Raw genomic sequence first — 22,100 nt, 5'->3', positions numbered from 1 at the left:
CGCCGATTCCTCTATCGTGCTTGCACAGCGGGCCCTCGCGGTGCCACGCGAACACAAGAGAAACCGGAGACAAGCCACACCATGCCTGCGACGCCTGCATCGCCCGGCCCGGCCCGACCACTCGCGGGGGTGCGCGTCATCGACCTCGGCCAGTACATCGCAGGCCCCGGCGCCGCCATGACGCTGGCCGAGCTCGGCGCCGACGTGATCAAGGTCGAGCCGCTTGCCGGCGACCAGGCGCGCCACATCGGGCGCTACGGTGAATCGATGGTGCGGGCCTACAACCGCGGCAAGCGCTCCATCGCGCTCGACCTCAAGCGCGAGGCCGGGCGCGAAGCCGCCTTGCGCCTCATCGCGCACGCCGACGTGGTGATCCAGAACCTGCGCCCCGGCGCGATCGACAAGCTCGGCCTCGGCCCGCGCCACGTGCGCGAGCGCTTTCCGCGCATCGTGTACCTCACCATCTCCGGCTTCGGCAGCCGCGGGCCCTCGAGCGAGCGCCCCGGCTACGACATCGCCGCGCAGGCCGAGAGCGGCCTCATGTCGGTGACCGGCGAGCCCGACCGGCCGCCTCAGAAGGTGGGCGTGCCCATCATCGACGCGGCCGCGGCGCAGCTCGGCGCGCAGGCGGTGCTGGCCGCGCTGTACGGCCGCGAGAAGACCGGCCGCGGCGCGACGCTCGAAACTTCGCTCCTGGAAGTGGCGCTGCACCTGCAGGCGACGACCTGGGCCGACTACCTCGGCGGCGCCCCCGAGCCGCAACGCATCGGCGACGGCCAGCCGCACAACGCGCCGGCCGCCGAGGTGGTGCCCACGCGCGACGGCTACATCGTGCTCTCGGCCTATGCCGAAGAACACTGGCAGCGCTTCTGCCGCGTGCTCGGCCGCGAAGAACTCGCGCGCGACCCGCGCTTTGCGAGCAACGCGCAGCGCGTGGCGCACCGCGAGGCGCTGCGTGCGGTGCTGCGCGACTGCCTGTCCGGCTTCAGCAGCGAGCAATGCGTGGCGCTGCTGTCCGGCCAGCAGATCGTCGCCGGCGCCGTGCGCAGCTACAACCAGGTGCTGCACAGCCCCGACCTCGCGGCGAGCGGGCTCGTCGTCGAGGCCGTCGGCGCCGACGGCACGCGCTACCAGGCGCTCGCCCTGCCCTATCGCATCGACGACGCGCCGCGACCGTCGCCGCCCGCCGCACCGGCCTGCGGCGCCGATGGCGACGCCGTGCTGGCCGAGGCCGGCTACAGCCTTGACGAGATCGCCGCCTTGCGCCGAGACGGCGTCGTCGCCTGAAGGACTTCACACCCACCATGCCCGCGCCCATGACCGACACCCACCACGTTCGCGATGCGCTGATCCGCACGCTGCCGCTCTACGAGATGATGCGCATGCGCGCCGCCACCACGGCCCGGCGCCACCCGACGCTCGGCTTTGCGTCACCCGACCGCGACTCGACGCTGCGCTGGGTCAACCAGTTCACCCACACCCACCGCAAGCTCGGGCCCGACGACCGCGAGGTGGTGAGCCCGAACAACGACACCGTCTACAGCAACGCATGGCTCGACCTCTCGCAGGGCCCGGTCGTGATCGACACACCCGACATGGGCGACCGCTACTGGACGCTCGGGCTGCTCGACGCCTGGACGAACCCGTTCGCCTACGTCGGCCGCCGCACCACCGGCAACCGCCGCCAGCGCACGCTGGTGCATGGGCCCGCCGGGCCTGGCCCGATGCCGGCCGGTGGCGTGTCGCAGGTCATCGCCGCGCCGGGTGACGACGTGTGGCTCATCGGCCGCACGCTGGTGGACGACCGCCCCGCCGACCTCGAAGCGGTGCGCGCGCTGCAGGCCGAGTTCAGGATGTCGCGACCCGATGGCAGTGACGCCGCCCTGCGCTTCGACACCGCACTCGACGGCCGGGTGGTCGACGCGCCCTCGGCGAGCCTGTACCTCTCGACGGTCGAGGCGGCGCTGCGGCGCAACCCGCCCGCGGCGGACGAGTCGCTCGCGTGGCCTCTGGCGCCAGACGCTGTCGCCGCACTGCTGCCGCAGGTGTTCGACGAGCTGCGCCAGCAGGACCAGCCGCATGACCTGGGCGGCGGCTGGGCGCTGCCGGTGGCCGTGCGCACACACTGGGGCCAGGACGTGCTGACGCGAGCCCGCGTGGCACGCAACCTCATCGGCGCCCTCGGCATCGAAGAGGCGATGTACCCCACGGCGGAGGTCGATGCAGACGGGCGCACGCTCGACGGCTCGCACGCCTACGAGCTGCGCTTCGCGCCCGACGCCGGGCCGCACGTGGGGGCCTTCTGGTCGCTCACGATGTATCGCCGCAGCGATTGCCTCTTCGTCGCCAACCCGATCGGGCGCTACTCCATCGGCGACCGCACCCCGGGCCTGCGAAGAGAGGCCGACGGCAGCCTGGCGATCCGCGTGCAGGCGACCGACCCCGGGCCGGGTCACAACTGGCTGCCGGCACCACCCGCCGAGGCTTTCTACGTGGTGCTGCGCCTGTACCAGCCTGCGGCCGAGCACCTGTCGTTCCAATACCGATACCCGCCGCTGCGAAGGCTCGGCTGAGCCGCCCCACCACCCCACGCTGACGCCAAGACAGATCACACCAGGAGACACGCCATGCCGATCACCCGCCGCACCCTGATGGGAAGCAGCCTTGCCGCGCTGGGGCTCGCCCAGGCCAGCGCCTTCGCTCAGGCCTGGCCCAGCCGGCCGATCAACCTGGTGGCGCCCTATGGCGCCGGCGGCTCCAACGACATCCTCACGCGCCTGCTCGGCGAAGCGCTGGCGGCGCGCCTCGGCCAGACCTTCACCGTGGAAAACAAGGCCGGTGCCGGCACGCGCATCGCCAACGAGTACGTGGCGCGCGCCGCCCCCGACGGCTATACCGTGCTGCACGCGGCCGCGCCCATCGCCATCGGCGAGGCGCTCTACCCGAAGCTGCCGTACGACGCCCACAAGAGCTTCGAGGCGGTGGTGAGCACGGCCATCGCACCGCTCTTCCTGATCGTCAACGCGAGCGCCCCGTACAAGACGGTGGCCGAGTTCATCGAATACGGAAAGTCCAACCCCAAGGGCTTCACCTTCGGCTCGCCCGGCAACGGCTCCGCACCGCACCTCACCGCCGAGCTGCTGATGCGCGCCTCGGGCACGAAGGGCGTGGTGGCGCAGTTCCGTGGCGACGCGCCGGCCTACACCGACCTGCTGGCCGGACGTCTCGACGCCACCCTGACCGCCATCTCGACCGCGGTGCCCCATGTGCAGGCCGGCAAGCTGCGCGTGCTGGCGGTGGCCAACGAGGAGCGCACGCCGCTCTACCCGCAGGCGCCGACGCTGCGCGAATCGGGGCTGCCAAGCGTGGTGGGCTACGGGTGGTACGGCCTCATGGTGCCGGCCGGCACGCCGGCGGCGATCGTGCAGCGGCTCAACGCGGAAACCAATGCCGTGCTGGCCGATGCCGAGATTCGCAAGAAGGCCGAAGCCGTGGGCTTGCAGCCGCGCGGCGGCACGCCGGCTGCGTTTGCCTCGTTCATCCAGAGCGAAACGCGCAAGTGGGCCCAGGTCATCAAGGCCGCCAACATCACCGCCGAATGAAGATGCGCACCGTCTGGAATGCAGCCCTACGCTGCATCGGCGTCGTCGCAGCCGCGGCGGCAGTGGGGGGCTGCACCTCGGTGCCGGCTGGAACCTCCAACCTGCATCGAGACACCGCGTGGGGCCCCGTCGTCGGCACCGACGATTCGGCCGCCAGCGGCAGCTGGCACTGGAAGGGCGTGCCCTATGCGCGCCCGCCGGTCGGCGCATTGCGCTGGCGCGCGCCGATGAACCCCGAGCGCTGGTCCGCGCCGCGCGCGGCCACCGCCTTTGCGCCCGCCTGCGTGCAGACCGGCAGGCTCTACGGCCCGGGCCTGAACAACCGCTACGACGAAACCATCGGCAGCACGCTCGGCAAGACGCTCGGCTCGGAAGACTGCCTCTACCTCAACATCTGGACGCCCGCCTCGCACCCGGCGGCGCCGCGCCCGGTGATCGTCTTCGTGCACGGAGGCAGCAACATCACCGGCTACACCGCCGACCCCGTATACGACGGTGCAGCGCTGGCGCGCTCGCAAGACGTGGTCGTCGTGTCGGTGAACTACCGGCTCGGTGTCTTCGGTTTCCTCGACGCGGCGGCGCTGAAGACCGGCCAGCGAGAAGAAGACTCGGGCAACTTCGCGCTGCTCGACATCGTGAAGGCCCTCGAGTTCGTGGCATCGAACATCCAGGCCTTCGGGGGCGACGCAAGCCGCGTCACGCTGATGGGCCAGTCGGCCGGTGCCGTGAACGTCTACGCGCTGCTGTCGTCGCCGATGCTGGTGGAGCGGGCCAAGCCCTTGTTCCACCGCGTCGTGGCGCTGAGCGGCGGCATCTCGACGGCGGCCACGCTGCCGAAGGGCGCCATCCCGGGCGTGCTGCCGAAGGCGGTGTGGGCCACGCGCGGTGAAGCGCTGCTGCTGGAGTCGCTGGTGGCCGACGGCCGCGCCGCGAACGAAGCTGCGGCCCGCACGCTGGCCGCCGAGCGCGGCGCGGCCGAGATGGCGGCGTGGCTGCGGGAGCGTTCGGCCGATGCGGTGCTGGGCGTGGTGCGCACACGGCTTTCGGCGCGGGGCATGGCGGCTTCCAACCCCATCGCGGATGGCTGGGTCGTGGCACCGGACCCGATCGCCGCGATCCGCGCCGGGCGCTACATGCGCGTGCCGGTGCTGGCCGGCCACACACGCGACGAGACGAAGCTCTTCCCGCAGCTCTTCGCCCTGCGGCCCGACCTGGGCGGCACCAGCGGCCGCCTGCTGGACGATGCCGCGGTGTTCGCGCTGGCCTCGCGGTATGACGCCGAAGCGGCCCCGCAGACGAGCGTCGAGCAGTGGATCCCCAAGGCCTACCTGCCCGCCTCGACGCCCACCACTGGGTACGACGCCCGTGCCCGCGAACTCGACCGCCTGTGGTTCTCGGCCATCCGCGACGACGTGCTCGACGCCGTGCGCTCGCAGCAGCCCCAGGTGTGGGACTACGAATTCGAGTGGGACGAACTGCCCACGCCGTTCGACACCCTCTTCGGCGCGGCCCACACCTTCGACCTGCCCTTCGTCTTCGGCAACTTCGGGCCTTCGCTCTACTCGCGCATCTCGTTCACGCGACACAACAGCGCCGGGCGCGTGGCGCTGTCGAAGGTGATGCAGCGCAGCCTGGGCGCCTTTGCACGCCAGGGCGACCCCAACGACGCGGCGCTGGGCACGAACTGGCCGCAATGGCCCGGGCGAATCGTCTTCGATGCCGATGCGAGTGCGGCCCGGATCGAGGCCCGCGGCGCGCCGCGTTAGCGGCGCGGGCGGCCCAGGCCGGTCCCTAGAATGGCGCCTTTTTTGAGGCCCCCAGCATGACCGACAAGATCGACGCCACCATCACCACCCGCGCCAATGTCTATTTCGACGGGAAGTGCGTCTCGCACAGCATCACGCTGGCCGACGGCACCAAGAAGAGCGTGGGCGTGATCCTGCCCTCGTCGCTGCGCTTCAACACCGGCGAGCCGGAGGTGATGGAACTGGTGGAAGGCGTGTGCCGCGTGAAGTACGCCGGCAGCGACAACTGGCTGCCGTATTCGGCCGGCCAGTCGTTCAACGTGCCGGGCAAGTCGCACTTCGACATCGAAGTGACGCAGACGCTGCACTACATCTGCCACTTCGGTTGAAGTGACTCAACGCCCTCGGCGAACCCTGAGCAGTTCGTCGAGGATGAGCAGCGCGGCACCAGCGGTGATCGCGCTGTCGGCCACGTTGAACGACGGGAAGTAGTACGTCGCGCCCCAGTGCACCTGGATGAAGTCGACCACGTAGCCGTGCAGCATGCGGTCGACCACGTTGCCGACCGCACCGCCCAGGATCAGCGACAGCGCCCACGCAAACATCTTCTGGTGACCGTGCGAGCGCAGCATCCAGATGATGAAGATGGCGGCGGCGATGCCCAGGCCGATGAAGAACCAGCGCTGCCAGCCCGAAGCGCCCGCCAGGAACGAGAACGCCGCGCCCGTGTTGTGCGCCCGCACGATGTTGAAGAACGACGTGATGTAGGTGCTGTCGCCGTATTGGTAGTGCTGCAGGATCAGCGTCTTGGTGATCTGGTCGAGCACGATCACCACCACGGCGATTGCCAGCCACGGCAGCAGGTTGGCCTTCTGGTTCGCCATCGTCAGGCCACCTTGCGCGGTTCGCCCGCGCCGAAGAGGTTGCTCGTGCAGCGGCCGCAGATCGTGGGATGGGCGGGATCGTGGCCGACATCGTCGCGGTAGTGCCAGCAGCGCTCGCACTTGGTGGCGGTCGACGGCGTCACCTTGATCGACAGGCCGGCCCCTTCGAGCAAGCGTGCCACCGAGGTGATGGTCACGAACTTCAGGTCGTCGCCGAGCGAGGCCAGCAGGGCGAAGTCTTCAGCGGCCGCCGTGATGTCGAGCACGGCCTGCAGCGACGAGCCCACCTTGCCTTCGGTGCGCACCGCTTCGATTTCCTTGTTGGCGAGGTCGCGCACTTCGTGGATGCGGTTCCACTTCGCCACCAGCGCCTCGTCGGCCCAAGCCGAGACATCGCTGTACACCTCGGTGAAGATCGACGGCGACTGGCCCGGTGCGAACACCTTCCACGCCTCTTCCGCCGTGAAGCTCAGGAAGGGTGCCATCCAGCGCAGCATCGCGTGGGTGATGTGCCAGAGCGCGGTCTGCGCGCTGCGGCGGGCATGCGACTTTGGCGCGGTGGTGTAGAGGCGGTCCTTCAGCACGTCGAGGTAGAACGCGCCCAGGTCTTCGCTGCAGTAGACCTGCAGCTTGGCCACCACCGGGTGGAATTCGTAGACCTCGTAGTGCGCGAGCACCTCTTGCTGGAAGGCTGCCGCACGCGCCAATGCGTAGCGGTCGATCTCCAGCATCTCGGCCAGCGGCACCGCGTCCTTCTTCGGATCGAAGTCGCTGGTGTTGGCCAGCAGGAAGCGCAGCGTGTTGCGGATGCGGCGGTAGGCGTCGACCACCCGCGCGAGGATCTTGTCGTCGCCGGCTATGTCGCCCGAGTAGTCACTCGCGGCCACCCAGAGTCGGATGATCTCGGCGCCAAGCTTGCTGCTCACCTCTTGCGGCTCGATGCCGTTCTTGAGGCTCTTGCTCATCTTGCGGCCCTGGCTGTCGACGGTGAAGCCGTGGGTCAGCAGGCCGCGGTACGGCGCTCGCCCTTCGAGCGCACAGGCGATGAGCAGCGACGAGTGGAACCAGCCGCGGTGCTGGTCGTGGCCTTCGAGGTAGAGGTCGGCCTCGGGGCCGGTCTCGTGCCGGCCGCCTTCATGGCTGCCGCGCAGCACGTGGAAGAAGGTGGAGCCGGAGTCGAACCACACGTCGAGGATGTCGGCGCTCTTGGTGTAGCTGGCGGCCTCGACGCCCAGCCACTCGGCCGGGTCGAGCTTGGACCAGGCTTCGATGCCGCCCTGCTCGATCAGCGCCGCCGCGCGGTCGATGAAGGCCATCGTGTTCGGGTGCAGCTCGCCCGAGTCCTTGTGCAGGAAGAAGGGCAGCGGCACGCCCCAGCTGCGCTGGCGGCTGATGCACCAGTCGGGCCGGTTGGCGATCATGTCGCGCAGGCGGGCGCGGCCGTTCTCAGGGTAGAAGCCGGTCTGGTCGATCGCTTCGAGCGCGGTCTGGCGCAGGGTCTTGGGCGCCTTGTCTTTCGTGAACACGCCCTCGCCTTCGTCCATGCGCACGAACCACTGGGCGGCGGCGCGGTAGATCACCGGCGTCTTGTGACGCCAGCAGTGCGGGTAGCTGTGCACAAGGTTCGACGAGGCCAGCAGGCGCCCGGCATCGCGCAGGGCATCGGCCACCAGCGGCGCCGCCTTCCAGATGTGCTGGCCGCCGAAGAGCGGCAGCGCGGCTTCGTAGACGCCATTGCCCTGAACCGGGTTCAGGATGTCGTCGACCGCGAGACCATGTGCACGGCACGAGTTGAAGTCGTCCACGCCATAGGCAGGCGACGAGTGCACGATGCCGGTGCCGTCGGCATCGGTGGCGTAGTCGGCGGCGTACACGGGCGAGAGGCGGTCGTAGCCGGCGTGCACATGGGCGAGCGGGTGGCGGAAGTTCAGGCCTTCCAGCGCTGCACCCTTGGCGGTGGCGATCACCTGGCCGGTGAGGCCGTAGCGCTCCAGGCATTTGTCGACCAGCGCCGTGGCGAGCACCAGCAGGCGATCGCCGGTGTCGACCAGCGCGTAGTCGATCGCCGGGCCGACATTGAGCGCCTGGTTGGCGGGGATCGTCCAGGCGGTCGTGGTCCAGATGACGGCGAAGGCGTCTTTCTGCAGCGACGGCAGGCCGAAGGCGGCGGCGAGCTTCTGCGGCTCGGCGGCAAGGAAGGCGACGTCGACCGTTTGCGACTTCTTGTCGGCGTACTCGATCTCGAACTCGGCGAGTGACGAGCCGCAGTCGAAGCACCAGTACACCGGCTTCAGCCCGCGGTAGACGAAGCCGCGCTCCATTACGCGCTTCAGCGCCCGCACCTCGCCGGCCTCGTTGCCGAAGTCCATCGTGCGATACGGGTGCTCCCAGTCGCCCAGCACACCCAGGCGCTTGAAGTCGACCATCTGCTGCGCGATCTGCTCGGTGGCGTAGGCGCGGCTCTTGGCCTGCACCTCGTCGCGCGGCAGGCCGCGGCCGAAGGTCTTCTCGATCTGGTTCTCGATCGGCAGGCCGTGGCAGTCCCAGCCGGGCACGTAAAGCGCGTCGAACCCTTTGAGCTGACGCGCCTTGGTGATCATGTCCTTCAGGATCTTGTTGACCGCGTGGCCCATGTGCAGCTGGCCGTTCGCATAGGGCGGGCCGTCGTGCAGGATGAATTTGGGCTTGCCGTGGCGCGCCTCGCGCAGCCGCTTGTAGATGCCCTGCTGCTCCCATTCCTTCACCCAGCCGGGCTCGCGCTTGGGCAGGTCGCCCCGCATGGGGAACGGGGTGTCGGGCAGGTTGAGCGTGGCCCGGTAGTCGGTGGCGGAAGTCTTGTCGGTCATGGCGCTTGCACGCAACGGGGGCGTGCCTCGGGGGAGTTCAAGGCCGGCCAGCGAGTGCAGGCCGGGGCTCGCGGTGGAGGGGCGAGCTTTAAATTCGGTCGCGCGTGGTCTGGCGACGTTGGGCCGCGTGGGCGGCGAGGAAATCCTGCGCGTCGCGCGCGTCCTGCTGAATGGCGGCCGTCAGGGTTTCGAGCCCGTCGTAGCGCGCTTCATCACGGATTTTGTGCAGCAGTTCCACCCGGACGATCTTACCGTAGCCCCCCTCGAGGCCGAGGTGCTGGGGCCAGTCGAAACAATGGGTCTCGAGCAGCACACGGCCGCTGTCATCGACCGTCGGGCGCACGCCCAGGCTGGCGACGCCGGCCACGGGCTCCTCGGCCAGGCCATGCACCAGCACGGCAAAGATGCCCATCGCCGCGGGCTTGGGGTGGCGGAACCGCACATTGAGCGTGCGAAAGCCCAGGTCGCGCCCGAGCTTCTTGCCATGCACGACATGGCCGCTGATGCAGTAGGGGCGGCCGAGCAGCTCGGCGGCCTTGGCCATGTCGCCGGCCGCGAGCGCCTCTCGCACCGCGGAGCTAGAGACGCGCAGGCCATGAACCTCGTAGCTGTTCATGCGGGCGACGTCAAAGCCGTGCGTGCCGCCGGCCGCATCGAGCATCGCGTAGTCACCGGCACGCTTGGCGCCGAAGCGAAAGTCGTCGCCGACGAGCACGTAGCGGGCGCCGAGGCCACGCACCAGCATGTCGTCGATGAAGGATTGGGCGGGCTGCGAGGCCAGCGCCTTGTCGAAGCGCAGCACCACGACCTGGTCGACACCGCAACGCTCCAGCTCGGAGAGCTTGTCGCGCAGCGTGGCGATGCGCGAGGGCGCCAGCTCCGGCTTGCCCGCCAGGTGCGCGAAATAGTCGCGCGGGTGCGGCTCGAAGGTCATCACGCACGAGGGCAGCCCGCGGTGCTGGGCCTCGGAGCGCAGCAGCGCGAGCATGGCCTGGTGGCCGCGGTGGACGCCGTCGAAATTGCCGATGGTCAGCGCACAGGCCGGGGCGATCTCGGGGTGGTGGATGCCACGAAAAACTTGCATGGGCCGGGATTATCGGGCGGCGCGCGCCGTGGCGCTGTCGCCTGCGCGAGGCAATCTGACACGCATCAGATCACTTCGGGGCCCGGCAGCCAGCGCCACTGGCCGGGCGCGAGGTCGGCCGGCAGCACGAGCTTGCCGAAGGCGCTGCGGTGCAGGCCCTCGACCCGGTTGCCCACCGCGGCCAGCATGCGCTTGACCTGGTGGTACTTGCCTTCGGTGAGGGTGAGGCGCAGCGTGGTTTCGCCGGTGGCCTCGGCGGCAGCGGCCTGCACGGTGGCGTGGTCGTCGACCAGCTTCACGCCCTCGAGCAGCCGCTGCACCTGCTCGGGCGTCACCGGGTGCTTGCAAGTCACTTCATAGACCTTGGGCACGTGCTTCTTGGGCGAGGTGAAGCGGTGGATCAGCGCGCCGTCGTCGGTGAAGAGCAGCAGGCCCGTCGTGTCTTCGTCGAGCCGGCCGATGCTCTGCACGTCGCGCTTTCGCAGCGGCGCCGGCAGCAGGCTGTAGACGCTCATGTGGTGCTTCGGCTTCTGCGAGCACTCCACGCCGGCCGGCTTGTGCATCATCAGGAGCGCCTTCTCGTGGTACGCCCACGGTTCGCCGCGCACGCTGAAGACGAGGCCCTCGGGCTTCAGGTCTTCGAACGGGTCGTCGTGCACCTCGCCGCCGATGCGCACATGGCCGGTGGCGACCAGGCCTTCGCATTCACGCCGGGCCCCGAAACCCTGGCTGAAAAGGATCTGCGCGAGTTTCAAGGTCAGTGCAACTCCAGCAGCACCACGTGGTTCTCGGCGAGCGGCCAGGCCTGGCCCGCAATGCGCTCACCGTTGAACTCGCCCACCACAGTGCGCCGCGGCGAATCGGTCACCGCCACGCGGGCCGTCGACACACCCGCCACGCCAGTGGGAATGCCCGCAGGCGGGCTCTGCCCGTCGAGGCTGATGCGGTCGCGCGGCACGCCGAAGTAGCCGCGCGGGCGGGTCAGCGTCACGATCGACAGGGCCCGGGCATCGGGCGCGGCTGGCCGCTCCGCCCGCACATGCACGATCTCGGACGAGCGGGCGAACGGCGCACGGTAGATGTGCGTCATCGCATACCCCGGAGCGCTGACGACGAACTCCAGCGGGGTCTTCGCATCCGTCACCACCGGGCCGTAGCGGCCGTCAGCGCCCACGGTCTGGCGCAGCAGTGGCTCACCGACCCGCGCGCCGGTGGCGGGGTCGGTCGCATGCACCTCGACGGTGGCGCCGGCCAGCGGCAGGTTGCTCGGCTCGCGCCCCTGCTGGTTGTCCACGCCATAGCCCGAGACCTTGCCCGCGAGCACCACACGCGCCTCGGGCGTGATCGTGGTCACGGCCGGCGCGCGCCCGGTGATGAAACGGTAGGTCTCGGCAAACGCCTGCGGGCTGAACGAGGTCTCGCGGTGGTCGACACCCGGCAGCACCACGTTCTGCGCGCCCCGCAGCGCCGGGCCCTCGAAGGTGACCTGCGTCGGCTTGCCGGGCATGCCGAGCCAGGCGCCGTCGGGCTGGGCGTATTTGTCGTTGCGGTCGGAGCGCAACGTCATCCACTGCACGCCGGCCGTCACCTCTTCGCCTTTCGGCGGCTTGGCGGCATTGAGCGCGGTCAGGAAGGGGCCGGCGCCATTGAACTCGTTGGTCGGGTTCGCGGCCGGGTTGGCCTGCACGCCGTGGTTGGGCGTGCCACCGAGCACCACGTGCGACACCTTGGCCGCACCGCCGCCGTTGGCGACGTAGTTGCGGATGGCGTAGCCGCCGCGCGAGTTGCCCACGAGCACCACCTTGCGGGCGCCGGTGGCGGCGAGCACCTTGTCGACCTCGGCCGACAGCTGCTGCATCTGGTCGGCGGTGGAGCTGCGGGCGGGCTGCGGCTTGTCATCGCGGTCGCGGGCCTGCGGGTAGGGGAAGTCGACCGCATGCAGCCGCTCGCGAGGCCACCCGTTCGACTCGAAGCGCCACAGCGTGGTGTGCCACAACGCAGCGGTGTCGCCGTTGCCGTGCACGAAGACGATGGGCGGGAACGGCTCGGGGACGGCGGGCGACATGGCGCAGGCTGCGATCAGCGTGGTGGGCACGAGGGCGGCCAGCGTGTGCAGCAGGCGGCGGCGTGTGGTGGTCATGGGTGTCTCCTGTCGCCAGCGGAGACAGCACATCACGCCCGCCAGCGTTGGCGGGTTTGTACTACAGCTCAGGCGCCGCGTTCAGGCCGCGGCCAACCGCTTCAGCGCGTCCTTCGCCTTCAGCTCGGCGGCCAGCGAGGCGTCGAGCGACGAGCGGCACAGGCCCGCGTGGGCGTACTGCAGGTTCTCGTACAGCTCGGCCGTGGCGGGGAAGGTCTTCAGCATGAAGTCGAGGTCGTCGCCGGGCGGCACCTCGGCCAGCTCTTTCGACAGGTGGTCGACCACCGAGCGGTACTGGTCGGCGGCCATGGGGACGAGCTTGCGTTCCATGCGCTCCAGCAGCTGGGCCAGGGTCAGCAGAACGCGGAAACTCTCGGGGAGGGTGCGGGTGACAGCATTCATGACTCCGACATGGTGGCGAGCAGGGCTGCTTCAAGAGGCCACAATGCGCCCTCTTTCACACCCCAAACACGTCGTCGCCCATGAAGATCGCCACCTTCAACATCAACGGCATGAACGCGCGCCAGCCCCGGCTGCTGGAATGGCTGGCCGAGACCTCGCCCGACGTGGCCTGCCTGCAGGAGCTGAAGACGCCCGACGAGAAATTCCCGGCCGAGGCGCTGCGCGAGGCGGGCTATGAAGCCATCTGGCACGGCCAGAAGTCGTTTAACGGCGTGGCCATCCTGGCCAAGGGCACGAAGCCGGTGGAGCGCCGCCGCGGCCTGCCCGGCGACCCCGACGACAGCCACAGCCGCTACATCGAAGCCGAGGTCAACGGTGTCGTGATCGGCTGTCTCTACCTGCCCAACGGCAACCCGCAACCGGGCCCGAAGTTCGACTACAAGCTGAAGTGGTTCGACCGCTTGATCGAACATTCGGCCACGCTGCTCGCCGAGGGCAAGCCCACCGTGCTGTGCGGCGACTACAACGTGATCCCGACCGACGAGAAGAAAGACATCTACTCGCCTGCCTCGTGGACGAAGGACGCGCTCACCCAACCCGAGAGCCGCGCGGCGTACTTCAAGATGCTCGACCAGGGCTGGACCGACGCAATCCGCCAGGTGCGCCCCGATGAAGCGGTCTACACCTTCTGGGACTACATGCGCCAGCGCTGGCAGCGCAACGCGGGCTTCCGCATCGACCACCTGCTGCTCTCGCCGGACCTCGCGAAACGCCTGCAGGACGCCAACGTCGACCGCGAAACCCGCGGCAAGGAGAAGGCCAGCGACCACGCGCCGGTGTGGGTGAAGCTGGGCTGAGCGGCGCGGGGGGCCTCAGGGCCTCTTTTCCAGCGTGAGCATGTCGTTCACGCGGGTCATCTGGAAACGGCCAAGGAAGCTGTTGCCCAGCAGCACGAAAGGCATCTGGGCCTGCACCACGGTGGCGTCGACTCCATAGACCGTGACCTCCCCGACACGCACCGAGGTGAGGTTCACCCGGTAGACCGGCACCATGCCGCCGGCCGTGCTGGCCATGCCGCGCTGACCGTCCTTGTACTTGAGGCCGATGCGTTCAGCATCGGCCGCACTCAAGGCCACGGTCGTGGCCCCGGTGTCGACCATGAATTCCACGGCCTTGCCGTTGATCGCGCCGGTGGTCATGAAATGCCCACCCGAACCCGCGGTGAGGACCACGCGCGTACCGCCATCGCTGCCCCCGCCGCCTGCGCCCAGGCTCACGGGCGTTCCGCCCATCGGCACCGTGTGGCGTTTGCCACCGAGCTCGACCATCGCGCCATCGGCCGAGATCGACACGAGTTTCACGCCCTGCACCGTCGTGCCGACGGCCACCGTGCGGGGGCTGCCATCGATCATCAGGAGCGCCTTGTCGCCCAGGCGACCGCTCATCGACACGGTCTGGGCCGAGCACAGGCTTGCGGCGCCCAGCACGGCCAGGGCCGCGAACCAGCGGCACATCTCAGTCACGGAAATTGTTGAACGACAACGGCGCATCGGCGATCTCCTTGCGGATGAGCGCCATGGCGGCCTGGAGGTCATCGCGCTTGCCGCCGGTCACCCGGACGGTGTCGCCCTGGATCGCAGCCTGAACCTTCATCTTGCTCTGTTTGATGAGGGTCTGGATCTTTTTTGCCGTGTCGGAATCGATGCCGCTCTTGACCACGATCTTCTGTTTCACCTTGTCGCCACCGATCTTCTCGATCTTGGCGCTGCGGTCGAGGAAGCGGATGTCCACGCTGCGCTTGGTCAGCTTGGCCACGAGAATGTCGAGCACCTGGTTGATCTGGAAGTCGCTGTCGGCGTAGACCGTGAGTTCTTCTTCCTTCAATTCGACCTTGGCCGACGAGCCCTTGAAATCGAAACGCGTGCCGATTTCCTTGGCCGTTTGATCGACCGCATTGCGCACCTCCACGAGGTTGGGTTCCAAAACGGCGTCGAAGCTTGGCATATCAAGGTCTTTTCAAGGCTGGATCGGCGAAAATTCTGCCATGCAAATCGAATCGGGCGTGAGCCTGAAACCGTACAACAGTTTTGGCCTGCCGGCCGTGGCCCAGACGTTGGTGCGCATCACCGCAGACGCCGACGTGCGCCGCGTGGTCGACCATGCCGAACTCGGCACGGCCCCGAAGTTCATCCTCGGCGGCGGCAGCAACATCGTGCTCACGCGCGACATGCCCCAGGTGGTGCTCAAGGTCGAGGTGATGGGCCGGCGCATTGTCGAAGAGCGGGCCAACGCCTGGATCGTCGAAGCCGGGGCCGGCGAGAACTGGCATGACTTCGTCACCTGGACGCTCGCCCAGGGCTGCCCGGGGCTGGAGAACCTGGCGCTCATCCCCGGCACGGTGGGCGCCTCGCCGGTGCAGAACATCGGCGCCTATGGCATCGAGCTGAAAGACCGCTTCGACTCGCTCGAAGGCGTGGACCTGCTCACCGGCCGCACCGTCACCCTCGGTGCCGAGATGTGCAAGTTCGGCTACCGCGACAGCGAGTTCAAGCATTCGCTCGCCGGCCGGGTGCTCATCACGCGGGTGCGCTTCCGCCTGCCCAAGCCCTGGCAGCCGGTGCTCGGCTACCTGGAGATCGAGCGCAAGATGAACGACACCGGCATCGGCCGCCCCACGCCGCAGCAGGTCTACGAGTGGATCATCGGCATCCGCCGTGCCAAGCTGCCCGACCCGGCGGTGGTGGGCAACGCTGGCAGCTTCTTCAAGAACCCGGTGGTCACGCCCGAGCAGTGCCGCGACATCATCGGCCGCGACCCGGAGATCGTGCACTACCCCATGCCCGACGGCACGATGAAACTGGCCGCCGGCTGGATGATCGATGCGTGTGGCTGGAAGGGCAAAACCGTCGGCCGCGCAGGCGTCTATGAAAAGCAGGCGCTGGTGCTCGTCAACCGCGGCGGCGCCATCGGCTCGGAGGTGATGACGCTCGCCCGGGCCATCCAGGAGAGCGTGTACGGGCGCTTCGGCATCCGGCTCGAGCCGGAGCCGGTGGTCGTCTAAGGCTTGGTGCGGGCTTCGTACCAGCGCTTGATCAGCGCCCGCTCCGCATCGGTCATCTGCGTGGCGTTGTTGAGCGGCATGAGCTTGAGCACCACGGCCTGCTGGTAGACCGCCTGCGCGTTGCGCTCGATCAGCTCGGGCGTGTGCAGCTGGATGGCCTTGTTGACCACCTGCTCGCTGTGGCACATCACGCAGCGCTCGCCCACCACCTTCTGCACCTCGGCAAACGAAACCGGGGTGGCCTCTGCCGAAGGCGCCTGCACGCTCGGCATCGTGGCGCTGAACACCCCGGCCAGCAGCACCACACCCACCATCGCGTACCACCAGGGCACTGGCTGCCCCGTGGCATGCGCCTTGTGCCGCTGCACGAACGACTGGCGGATCAGCGCGCCAGCCAGCATCATCACCACCAGCACCACCCAGTTGTTCTGGCCGGCGTAGAGAAAGCCGTAGTGGTTGCTGATCATCGTGAACAGCACCGGCAGCGTGAAGTAGGTGTTGTGCACGCTGCGCTGCTTGCCGCGCTTGCCGTGGACCGGATCGACCGGCTGCCCCGCGCGCAGGGCGGCCACCACCTTGCGCTGGCCGGGAATGATCCAGAAGAACACGTTGCCACTCATGGTCGTCGCGAGCATCGCGCCCACCAGCAGGAAGGCGGCGCGCCCGGCGAAGAGCTGGCACGACAGCCATGACGCAAAGACCACGAACACGAACACCAGCATGCCGACGATCGCGTCACCGTTCTTGCGCTGGCCGAAGACTCGGCAAATGCCGTCGTAGATGAGCCAGAAGCCGACGAAGAAGCCGAGGGCCGCGCTGACGGCGGCGGCCGGCGACCAGTCGTGCACGCTCTTGTCGATGAGGAAGGTGCTCGCGTTGAAGAGGTAGAGCACCGTGAAGAGCGCAAAGCCGGTGAGCCAGGTCGAGTAGCTCTCCCACATCGACCAGTGCAGCCGCTCGGGCAGCACGGCGGGCGACACCGGGTACTTCTGCTGGTGGTAGAAGCCGCCGCCGTGCACGGCCCACAGTTCACCGCCGATGCCCTTCTCCCGCTCCTTCGCGTCGGCGGGCGGCGTGAGGCTGTTGTCGAGCGCCACGAAGTAGAACGAGGCCCCGATCCAGGCCACGCCGGTGATCACGTGCGCCCAGCGCAGCAGCAGGTTGAGCCAGTCGAGCAGGTGTGAGTAATCCACGCCTCAGCTTCCGCGGTAGGTGGAATAGGCCCAGGGGCTCGCCAGCAGCGGCACGTGGTAGTGCTGCAAGGGGTTCGCGAGGCCGAAGTCGATGGGCACGGCGTCGACGAAGGGCGGCTCGGGCAGGATCACCCCACGGCCGCGGAAATAGGCGGCCACCTCGAAGACGAGGCGATAGGTGCCGGTCTTGAACGTCGTGTCATCGAGCAATGGCGCATCGGCGCGGCCGTCGTGGTTGAGCGCCAGCTGTTTGAGCAGCGTTGGCTGCCCGCCGTCCATGCGGTAGAGCGCCACCAGCATGCCGGCCGCGGGGCAGCCGTTCATGGTGTCGAGCACGTGGGTGGTGAGCTTGCCCATGTCGGCCTCGGGTTGGAATGCAGGTTGCAAGACGCGGAAAAGTGTATACAGTTTGCAGCACACCGCCTAGTCACTCGCATATGCCGCGCTCCCCTGCCAACCTGACTGCCATCCGCCCGGTGGCCCGAGGCAAGGCAGCTGCAGGCAAGAAGCAGGCCGCCTTAGGCAGCAAGCGCAGGCCCGCCGTGGCCGAGGCCGAGTTGCAAGACACCACCCGCCGCATCGCCGAGGCCATCACCGCCGCCATCGTCGAGCGGCGCCTCATGCCGGGCACCAAGCTCGCCGAGCAGAAGATCGCCGACATCTTCAAGGTCTCGCGCACCATCGTGCGGCAAGCCTTGCACCAGTTGAGCCGCGACAAGCTCGTGACGCTCACGCAGGCACGTGGCGCGCGCGTCGCCCAGCCGAGCGAGGAAGAAGCGCGCCAGGTGTTCGAAGTGCGGCAGATGCTCGAGGCCGCGATGATCAAGCGCGCCGCCGCCGAGTTGAGCGAGCCGCAGATCGCACAACTGCGCCAGCACCTGCGCGACGAAGAAGCCGCCGTGCAGCGCACCGACGTGCCGGGCCGCACGCACCTGCTGGCCGACTTCCATGTCGTGCTGGCGCGCATGCTCGGCAACGAGGCGCTGGCCGACATCTTGCGAGAGCTGGTGTCACGCAGTTCGCTGATCTCCTTGATGTACCAGTCCGCCCATTCGGCCGAACACTCCTTTGCAGAGCACGTGGCCATCGTCGATGCGCTCGCCGCGCGCGATGCCCGCGCCGCCGTCAAGCTCATGCAAAGCCATCTGCACAATGTCGAGCGCAACCTGCGCCTGAACCCCCGGGTGCCAGACTTGCCGTCGGTGCTGCATGCCGGAGACACCCCATGACCAGCGAACAGACCTATCCACGCGACCTCAAAGGCTACGGCCGCAACCCGCCCCACGCCCAATGGCCCAACGGCGCGAGGATCGCCGTGCAGTTCGTCCTCAACTACGAAGAGGGCGGCGAGAACAACCCGCTGCACGGCGACCCCACCTCCGAGACCTTCCTCTCCGAGCTGATCACCGCGCAGGCCTACGAGAGCCGGCACATGACCATCGAGTCGATGTACGAATACGGCTCGCGCGTGGGCGTGTGGCGCATCCTGCGCGAGTTCGAAAAACGCAAGCTGCCGATGACCATCTTCGCGGTCGGCATGGCGATGCAGCGCTACCCGGAGCTGCTCTCGTGCTTCATGGACAACGGCTACGAGATCGCCAACCACGGCCTGCGCTGGATCCACTATCAAAACCTTCCCGAGGCCACTGAGCGCCGCCACATGGAGCTCGGCACGCAGGTCCTGAAAGAGATGACCGGCGGTGCGTGGCCGCTCGGCTGGTACACCGGCCGCGACAGCCCCAACACGCGCCGGCTGGTGGCCGAGCACGGCGGCTATGAATACGACAGCGACTACTACGGCGACGACCTGCCGTTCTGGATGCCGGTCACCAAGAGCGACGGCAGCGTCGAGCAGCGCCTCGTGGTGCCCTACTCGCTCGACTGCAACGACATGCGCTTCGTGCAGACGCAGGGCTTCAACACCGGCGACCATTTCTTCACCTACCTGCGCGACAGCTTCGACGCGCTGTATGCCGAGGGTGACTCCGCGCCCAAGATGATGAGCATCGGCATGCACTGCCGCCTGCTGGGCAAGCCCGGGCGCATCGGCTCGCTGCAGCGCTTTCTCGACCATGTGCTCGCCCACGACAAGGTGTGGGTGTGCCGACGCATCGACATCGCGCGGCATTGGAAACAGACCCACCCGGCGCCGGCATGAACCTCACGCTGGATCAACTCAACACCGCGGCGCCCGAAGAGGCGCTGCAGATGCTCGCAGGCATCTACGAGCACTCGCCGTGGATCGCGGAGAAGGCACTCGCGCAGCGACCATTCAAGAGCCTCGCGGCGCTGAAGCACGCCATGGCGCAGACGGTGCGGGAAGCCGAGCCCGCCCAGCAACTCGCCCTCATCCAGGCCCACCCCGAACTGGCCGGCAAGCTCGCCGAACAAGGCCAGCTCACGGCCGAATCCAGCCACGAGCAACACACCGCGGGCCTCAAGGCCTGCTCGCCCGAAGAGCTGGCCGCGCTGCAGCGCCTCAACGCCGAGTACCACGCCAAGTTCGGCTGGCCTTTCATCCTCGCGGTGCGCGGCCCGCGCGGAACCGGGCTCACGCGGCAGCAGATCATCGCCACCTTCGCGCGCCGGCTCGAAGGCCACGCCGACTTCGAGCGCGCCGAGTGCCTGCGCAACATCCATCGCATCGCCGAGCTGCGGCTGAACGACAGATTCGGCGTCGAGCCCACGCTCGGCAACCAGGTGTGGGACTGCGCCGAGCTCCTCGCGCAGCACAGCGACGTGGAAGACGCGCTCACCGTCACCTACCTCACCCCGGCCCACATCGCCTGCCAGAAGCAGCTCGCCTACTGGATGCGCGATTGCGGCTTCGACGAAGTCGAGATCGACGCCGTGGGCAATGTGGTCGGTGTGTACCACGGCACGCAGGAAGAGGCCCCGCGCCTGCTGACCGGCAGCCACTTCGACACCGTGCGCAACGGCGGCAAGTACGACGGCCGCCTGGGCATCTTCGTGCCGATGGTGTGCGTGCGCGAGCTGCACCGCCAGCACAAGCGCCTGCCATTCGACATCGAGCTGATCGCCTTCGCCGAAGAGGAAGGCCAGCGCTACAAGGCCACCTTCCTTGGCTCGGGCGCCGTCATCGGCCACTTCGACCCAAGCTGGCTCGACCAACGCGACGCCGACGGCATCGCGATGCGCGACGCGATGGCCACGGCCGGCCTCGACCCCAAACGAATCTCGTGGATGCAGCGCCACCCCTCGCGCTACCTCGGCTTCGTCGAGGTGCACATCGAGCAGGGGCCGGTGCTCAACGAGATCGACCTGCCGCTGGGCGTGGTGACGTCCATCAACGGCAGTGTGCGCATGCTCGGCGAGATGGTCGGCACCGCGAGCCACGCCGGCACCACGCCGATGGACCGGCGCCGCGATGCCGCCGCGGCCGTGGCCGAGCTGCTGCTCTACGTGGAAAAGCGTGCCGCCCAGGTGCCGCACCTGGTGGGTACGGTCGGCATGCTGGAAGTGCCCTCGGGCTCGATCAACGTGGTGCCGGGCCGCTGCAAGTTCAGCCTCGACATCCGCGCCACCACCGACGAGGTGCGCGATGCGATGGTGCACGACGTGCTCGCCGAGATCCGCGCCATCACCCAGCGCCGGGGTCTGCACTGCAGGCTGGAGGAAACGTTGCGCGCCCCGGCCGCGCCCAGCGCCCCCGATTGGCACCGGCGTTGGGAACGCGCCGTCGAGTCGCTCGGCCTGCCGGTTCACCGCATGCCCAGCGGCGCCGGTCACGATGCGATGAAGCTGCACGAGGTGATGCCGCAGGCCATGCTCTTCCTGCGCGGTGGCAACTCCGGCATCAGCCACAACCCGCTGGAGACGATCACGAGCGACGACGCGCAGCTCTGCGTCGAAGCCTTCCAGACCCTGCTGAACCAATTGGCGGAGGAACGTCCATGAACAGCCGCCACCACGACCTCGACGCCTGGGTCGACGAGCACTTCAACGAAGAGGTGCGCTTCCTGCAATCACTGGTGCAGGTGCCCACCGACACGCCACCCGGCAACAACGCGCCGCACGCCGAGCGCACCGCCGAGCTGCTGCTGGCCTTCGACATGGAAGCCGAGCGCCACCCCGTGCCGGAAGACGAGGTGCGCGCCTACGGCCTTCAATCGATCACCAACCTGATCGTGCGCCGCCCCTACGGCGAAGGGAAAACCATCGCGCTCAACGCCCACGGCGATGTGGTGCCCCCTGGCGAAGGCTGGGTGCACGACCCGTATGGCGGCGAGGTCGAAGACGGCAAGCTCTACGGCCGCGCCGCGGCGGTGAGCAAGAGCGACTTCGCCACCTTCACCTTCGCCGTGCGCGCCCTCGAATCGCTGGGCGCGCCCCTCAAGGGCGGCGTGGAGCTGCACTTCACCTACGACGAGGAATTCGGCGGCGAGCTCGGCCCGGGCTGGCTGCTCAAGCACCAGCTCACGAAACCCGACTACCTCATCGCCGCCGGCTTCAGCTACGAAGTGGTCACCGCGCACAACGGCTGCCTGCAGATGGAAGTCACGGTGCACGGCAAGATGGCGCACGCGGCCATTCCCACGACCGGCGTCGATGCGCTGCAGGGTGCGGTCGCGATCCTCAACGCGCTCTATGCGCAGAACACGCTCTACCAACAAACCACGTCGAAGGTGCCGGGCATCACCCACCCCTACCTCAACGTCGGCCGCATCGAGGGCGGCACCAACACCAACGTCGTGCCGGGCAAGGTGGTGCTGAAGCTCGACCGGCGCATGATCCCCGAGGAAGACCCGGCGGCCGTGGAAGCCAGCATCCGCCAGGTGATCGCCGATGCCGCGGCCGCATGCCCGGGCATCACGGTCGACATCAAACGCCTGCTGTTGGCGCATTCATTGAAGCCCCTGCCGGGCAACCAGCCGCTCGTCGAAGCCTTGCAGAAGAACGCGCAAGCGGTGTTCGGCGAAGCCATCCCGGCAATGGGCACACCGCTCTACACCGACGTGCGCCTCTACTGTGCCCAGGGCATCCCCGCTGTCATCTACGGCGCGGGGCCGCGTACCGTGCTGGAGTCCAATGCGAAGCGGGCCGACGAGCACCTGGTGCTGGAAGACCTGCGCCGCGCCACGAAAGTCGTGGCCCGCACCCTCTACGACCTTCTCCGCTGACC

Annotated in this window: 21 protein-coding genes; 11 read left to right on the top strand and 10 right to left on the bottom strand. The window is 68.5% G+C overall.

Annotated features, from left to right (window positions below; genetic code table 11):
• Window positions 1-81: 81 nt before the first annotated feature.
• The 5 genes from RXV79_RS08000 to RXV79_RS07980 are packed head-to-tail and all read left to right on the top strand — an operon-like array spanning window position 82 to window position 5,736.
• A complete protein-coding gene (locus RXV79_RS08000; protein ID WP_316702886.1) occupies window positions 82-1,287 on the top strand; it encodes a CaiB/BaiF CoA transferase family protein in 1,206 nt (401 codons plus the stop codon).
• Between the two features lie 29 nt (window positions 1,288-1,316).
• Complete coding sequence (locus RXV79_RS07995; protein WP_316702885.1) at window positions 1,317-2,573, top strand: DUF1254 domain-containing protein; 1,257 nt, start codon at window positions 1,317-1,319, stop codon at window positions 2,571-2,573.
• A 54-nt stretch (window positions 2,574-2,627) separates the two neighbouring features.
• Window positions 2,628-3,602 carry a Bug family tripartite tricarboxylate transporter substrate binding protein gene (locus RXV79_RS07990; RefSeq protein WP_316702884.1) on the top strand — a complete coding sequence of 325 codons (975 nt, stop codon included), beginning with the start codon at window positions 2,628-2,630 and terminating at the stop codon, window positions 3,600-3,602.
• Window positions 3,599-5,368, top strand: a complete 1,770-nt coding sequence (locus tag RXV79_RS07985) for a carboxylesterase/lipase family protein (RefSeq protein ID WP_316702883.1) — start codon at window positions 3,599-3,601, stop codon at window positions 5,366-5,368. The genes RXV79_RS07990 and RXV79_RS07985 overlap by 4 nt, the downstream gene beginning before the upstream one ends.
• A gap of 56 nt (window positions 5,369-5,424) precedes the next feature.
• The gene (locus tag RXV79_RS07980) at window positions 5,425-5,736 is read left to right on the top strand and encodes a pyrimidine/purine nucleoside phosphorylase (protein WP_316702882.1); all 312 of its coding nucleotides are present in this window, start codon (window positions 5,425-5,427) and stop codon (window positions 5,734-5,736) included.
• A gap of 6 nt (window positions 5,737-5,742) precedes the next feature.
• On the opposite strand, the gene lspA is transcribed toward RXV79_RS07980, so the two are convergent.
• The 6 genes from lspA to RXV79_RS07950 all read right to left on the bottom strand — a co-directional run bounded on the left by lspA (window position 5,743) and on the right by RXV79_RS07950 (window position 12,703).
• Window positions 5,743-6,231 (bottom strand): signal peptidase II, encoded by a 489-nt coding sequence (lspA, locus tag RXV79_RS07975; RefSeq protein WP_316702881.1) that lies wholly within the window; start codon window positions 6,229-6,231, stop codon window positions 5,743-5,745.
• Between the two features lie 2 nt (window positions 6,232-6,233).
• A complete protein-coding gene (ileS, locus tag RXV79_RS07970) occupies window positions 6,234-9,077 on the bottom strand; it encodes an isoleucine--tRNA ligase (protein WP_316702880.1) in 2,844 nt (947 codons plus the stop codon).
• 88 nt (window positions 9,078-9,165) lie between these two features.
• Window positions 9,166-10,161, bottom strand: a complete 996-nt coding sequence (locus RXV79_RS07965; protein WP_316702879.1) for a bifunctional riboflavin kinase/FAD synthetase — start codon at window positions 10,159-10,161, stop codon at window positions 9,166-9,168.
• Between the two features lie 65 nt (window positions 10,162-10,226).
• Complete coding sequence (locus tag RXV79_RS07960; protein WP_316702878.1) at window positions 10,227-10,916, bottom strand: pseudouridine synthase; 690 nt, start codon at window positions 10,914-10,916, stop codon at window positions 10,227-10,229.
• A gap of 2 nt (window positions 10,917-10,918) precedes the next feature.
• On the bottom strand, window positions 10,919-12,301 hold the full coding sequence (locus RXV79_RS07955) for an alpha/beta fold hydrolase (RefSeq protein WP_316702877.1): 1,383 nt from the start codon (window positions 12,299-12,301) through the stop codon (window positions 10,919-10,921).
• Window positions 12,302-12,382: 81 nt separating this feature from the next.
• Complete coding sequence (locus RXV79_RS07950) at window positions 12,383-12,703, bottom strand: hypothetical protein (RefSeq protein ID WP_316702875.1); 321 nt, start codon at window positions 12,701-12,703, stop codon at window positions 12,383-12,385.
• Between the two features lie 80 nt (window positions 12,704-12,783).
• Here RXV79_RS07950 and xth point away from each other — a divergent pair, with 80 nt between their 5' ends.
• Window positions 12,784-13,560 (top strand): exodeoxyribonuclease III, encoded by a 777-nt coding sequence (gene xth, locus RXV79_RS07945; protein WP_316702872.1) that lies wholly within the window; start codon window positions 12,784-12,786, stop codon window positions 13,558-13,560.
• A 15-nt stretch (window positions 13,561-13,575) separates the two neighbouring features.
• On the opposite strand, the gene RXV79_RS07940 is transcribed toward xth, so the two are convergent.
• Both RXV79_RS07940 and RXV79_RS07935 read right to left on the bottom strand, forming a co-directional pair.
• Entirely contained in the window at window positions 13,576-14,217 is a 642-nt protein-coding gene (locus RXV79_RS07940; RefSeq protein ID WP_316704023.1) for a retropepsin-like aspartic protease family protein, read from the bottom strand.
• Between the two features lies 1 nt (window position 14,218).
• Window positions 14,219-14,707, bottom strand: coding sequence for a YajQ family cyclic di-GMP-binding protein (locus RXV79_RS07935; protein WP_316702871.1), 489 nt, complete (start codon window positions 14,705-14,707; stop codon window positions 14,219-14,221).
• A 40-nt stretch (window positions 14,708-14,747) separates the two neighbouring features.
• Between RXV79_RS07935 and murB the strand changes: the two genes are divergently transcribed.
• Entirely contained in the window at window positions 14,748-15,764 is a 1,017-nt protein-coding gene (gene murB, locus RXV79_RS07930) for a UDP-N-acetylmuramate dehydrogenase (RefSeq protein ID WP_316702870.1), read from the top strand.
• On the opposite strand, the gene RXV79_RS07925 is transcribed toward murB, so the two are convergent.
• Together RXV79_RS07925 and uraH are read right to left on the bottom strand one after the other, a co-directional pair.
• On the bottom strand, window positions 15,761-16,957 hold the full coding sequence (locus tag RXV79_RS07925; protein WP_316702869.1) for a urate hydroxylase PuuD: 1,197 nt from the start codon (window positions 16,955-16,957) through the stop codon (window positions 15,761-15,763). The two genes, murB and RXV79_RS07925, sit on opposite strands and share 4 nt — an antisense overlap.
• 3 nt (window positions 16,958-16,960) lie before the next feature.
• Complete coding sequence (gene uraH, locus RXV79_RS07920; RefSeq protein WP_316704020.1) at window positions 16,961-17,314, bottom strand: hydroxyisourate hydrolase; 354 nt, start codon at window positions 17,312-17,314, stop codon at window positions 16,961-16,963.
• An 80-nt stretch (window positions 17,315-17,394) separates the two neighbouring features.
• On the opposite strand from uraH, the gene RXV79_RS07915 reads away from it, so the two are divergent.
• Genes RXV79_RS07915 through RXV79_RS07900 form a run of 4 tightly spaced genes read left to right on the top strand, consistent with a single transcriptional unit; the run spans window position 17,395 to window position 22,098 of the window.
• Window positions 17,395-18,186, top strand: a complete 792-nt coding sequence (locus RXV79_RS07915; RefSeq protein WP_316702868.1) for a GntR family transcriptional regulator — start codon at window positions 17,395-17,397, stop codon at window positions 18,184-18,186.
• Entirely contained in the window at window positions 18,183-19,115 is a 933-nt protein-coding gene (puuE, locus tag RXV79_RS07910) for an allantoinase PuuE (protein ID WP_316702867.1), read from the top strand. Before RXV79_RS07915 ends, puuE begins: the two co-directional genes overlap by 4 nt.
• Window positions 19,112-20,875 (top strand): 2-oxo-4-hydroxy-4-carboxy-5-ureidoimidazoline decarboxylase, encoded by a 1,764-nt coding sequence (gene uraD / locus RXV79_RS07905; RefSeq protein ID WP_316702866.1) that lies wholly within the window; start codon window positions 19,112-19,114, stop codon window positions 20,873-20,875. The genes puuE and uraD overlap by 4 nt, the downstream gene beginning before the upstream one ends.
• Window positions 20,872-22,098: a M20 family metallopeptidase gene (locus RXV79_RS07900; RefSeq protein WP_316702865.1), complete on the top strand. Its 1,227-nt coding sequence runs from the start codon at window positions 20,872-20,874 to the stop codon at window positions 22,096-22,098. Before uraD ends, RXV79_RS07900 begins: the two co-directional genes overlap by 4 nt.
• Window positions 22,099-22,100 lie beyond the last annotated feature (2 nt).

The organism is Piscinibacter gummiphilus (assembly GCF_032681285.1).
GTDB lineage: Bacteria > Pseudomonadota > Gammaproteobacteria > Burkholderiales > Burkholderiaceae_C > Rhizobacter > Rhizobacter gummiphilus_A.
The sequence above is the reverse complement of the archived record's forward strand: the minus strand, read 5'-3'. Positions and strand labels throughout refer to the sequence as shown.

Coding starts and splice junctions, on each gene's coding strand:
- RXV79_RS08000 (WP_316702886.1), top strand. CDS start 82: ATGCCTGCGACGCCTGCATCGCCCGGCCCGGCCCGACCACTCGCGGGG.
- RXV79_RS07995 (WP_316702885.1), top strand. CDS start 1,317: ATGACCGACACCCACCACGTTCGCGATGCGCTGATCCGCACGCTGCCG.
- RXV79_RS07990 (WP_316702884.1), top strand. CDS start 2,628: ATGCCGATCACCCGCCGCACCCTGATGGGAAGCAGCCTTGCCGCGCTG.
- RXV79_RS07985 (WP_316702883.1), top strand. CDS start 3,599: ATGAAGATGCGCACCGTCTGGAATGCAGCCCTACGCTGCATCGGCGTC.
- RXV79_RS07980 (WP_316702882.1), top strand. CDS start 5,425: ATGACCGACAAGATCGACGCCACCATCACCACCCGCGCCAATGTCTAT.
- lspA (WP_316702881.1), bottom strand. CDS start 6,231: ATGGCGAACCAGAAGGCCAACCTGCTGCCGTGGCTGGCAATCGCCGTG.
- ileS (WP_316702880.1), bottom strand. CDS start 9,077: ATGACCGACAAGACTTCCGCCACCGACTACCGGGCCACGCTCAACCTG.
- RXV79_RS07965 (WP_316702879.1), bottom strand. CDS start 10,161: ATGCAAGTTTTTCGTGGCATCCACCACCCCGAGATCGCCCCGGCCTGT.
- RXV79_RS07955 (WP_316702877.1), bottom strand. CDS start 12,301: ATGACCACCACACGCCGCCGCCTGCTGCACACGCTGGCCGCCCTCGTG.
- RXV79_RS07950 (WP_316702875.1), bottom strand. CDS start 12,703: ATGAATGCTGTCACCCGCACCCTCCCCGAGAGTTTCCGCGTTCTGCTG.
- xth (WP_316702872.1), top strand. CDS start 12,784: ATGAAGATCGCCACCTTCAACATCAACGGCATGAACGCGCGCCAGCCC.
- RXV79_RS07940 (WP_316704023.1), bottom strand. CDS start 14,217: ATGTGCCGCTGGTTCGCGGCCCTGGCCGTGCTGGGCGCCGCAAGCCTG.
- RXV79_RS07935 (WP_316702871.1), bottom strand. CDS start 14,707: ATGCCAAGCTTCGACGCCGTTTTGGAACCCAACCTCGTGGAGGTGCGC.
- murB (WP_316702870.1), top strand. CDS start 14,748: ATGCAAATCGAATCGGGCGTGAGCCTGAAACCGTACAACAGTTTTGGC.
- uraH (WP_316704020.1), bottom strand. CDS start 17,314: ATGGGCAAGCTCACCACCCACGTGCTCGACACCATGAACGGCTGCCCC.
- RXV79_RS07915 (WP_316702868.1), top strand. CDS start 17,395: ATGCCGCGCTCCCCTGCCAACCTGACTGCCATCCGCCCGGTGGCCCGA.
- puuE (WP_316702867.1), top strand. CDS start 18,183: ATGACCAGCGAACAGACCTATCCACGCGACCTCAAAGGCTACGGCCGC.
- uraD (WP_316702866.1), top strand. CDS start 19,112: ATGAACCTCACGCTGGATCAACTCAACACCGCGGCGCCCGAAGAGGCG.
- RXV79_RS07900 (WP_316702865.1), top strand. CDS start 20,872: ATGAACAGCCGCCACCACGACCTCGACGCCTGGGTCGACGAGCACTTC.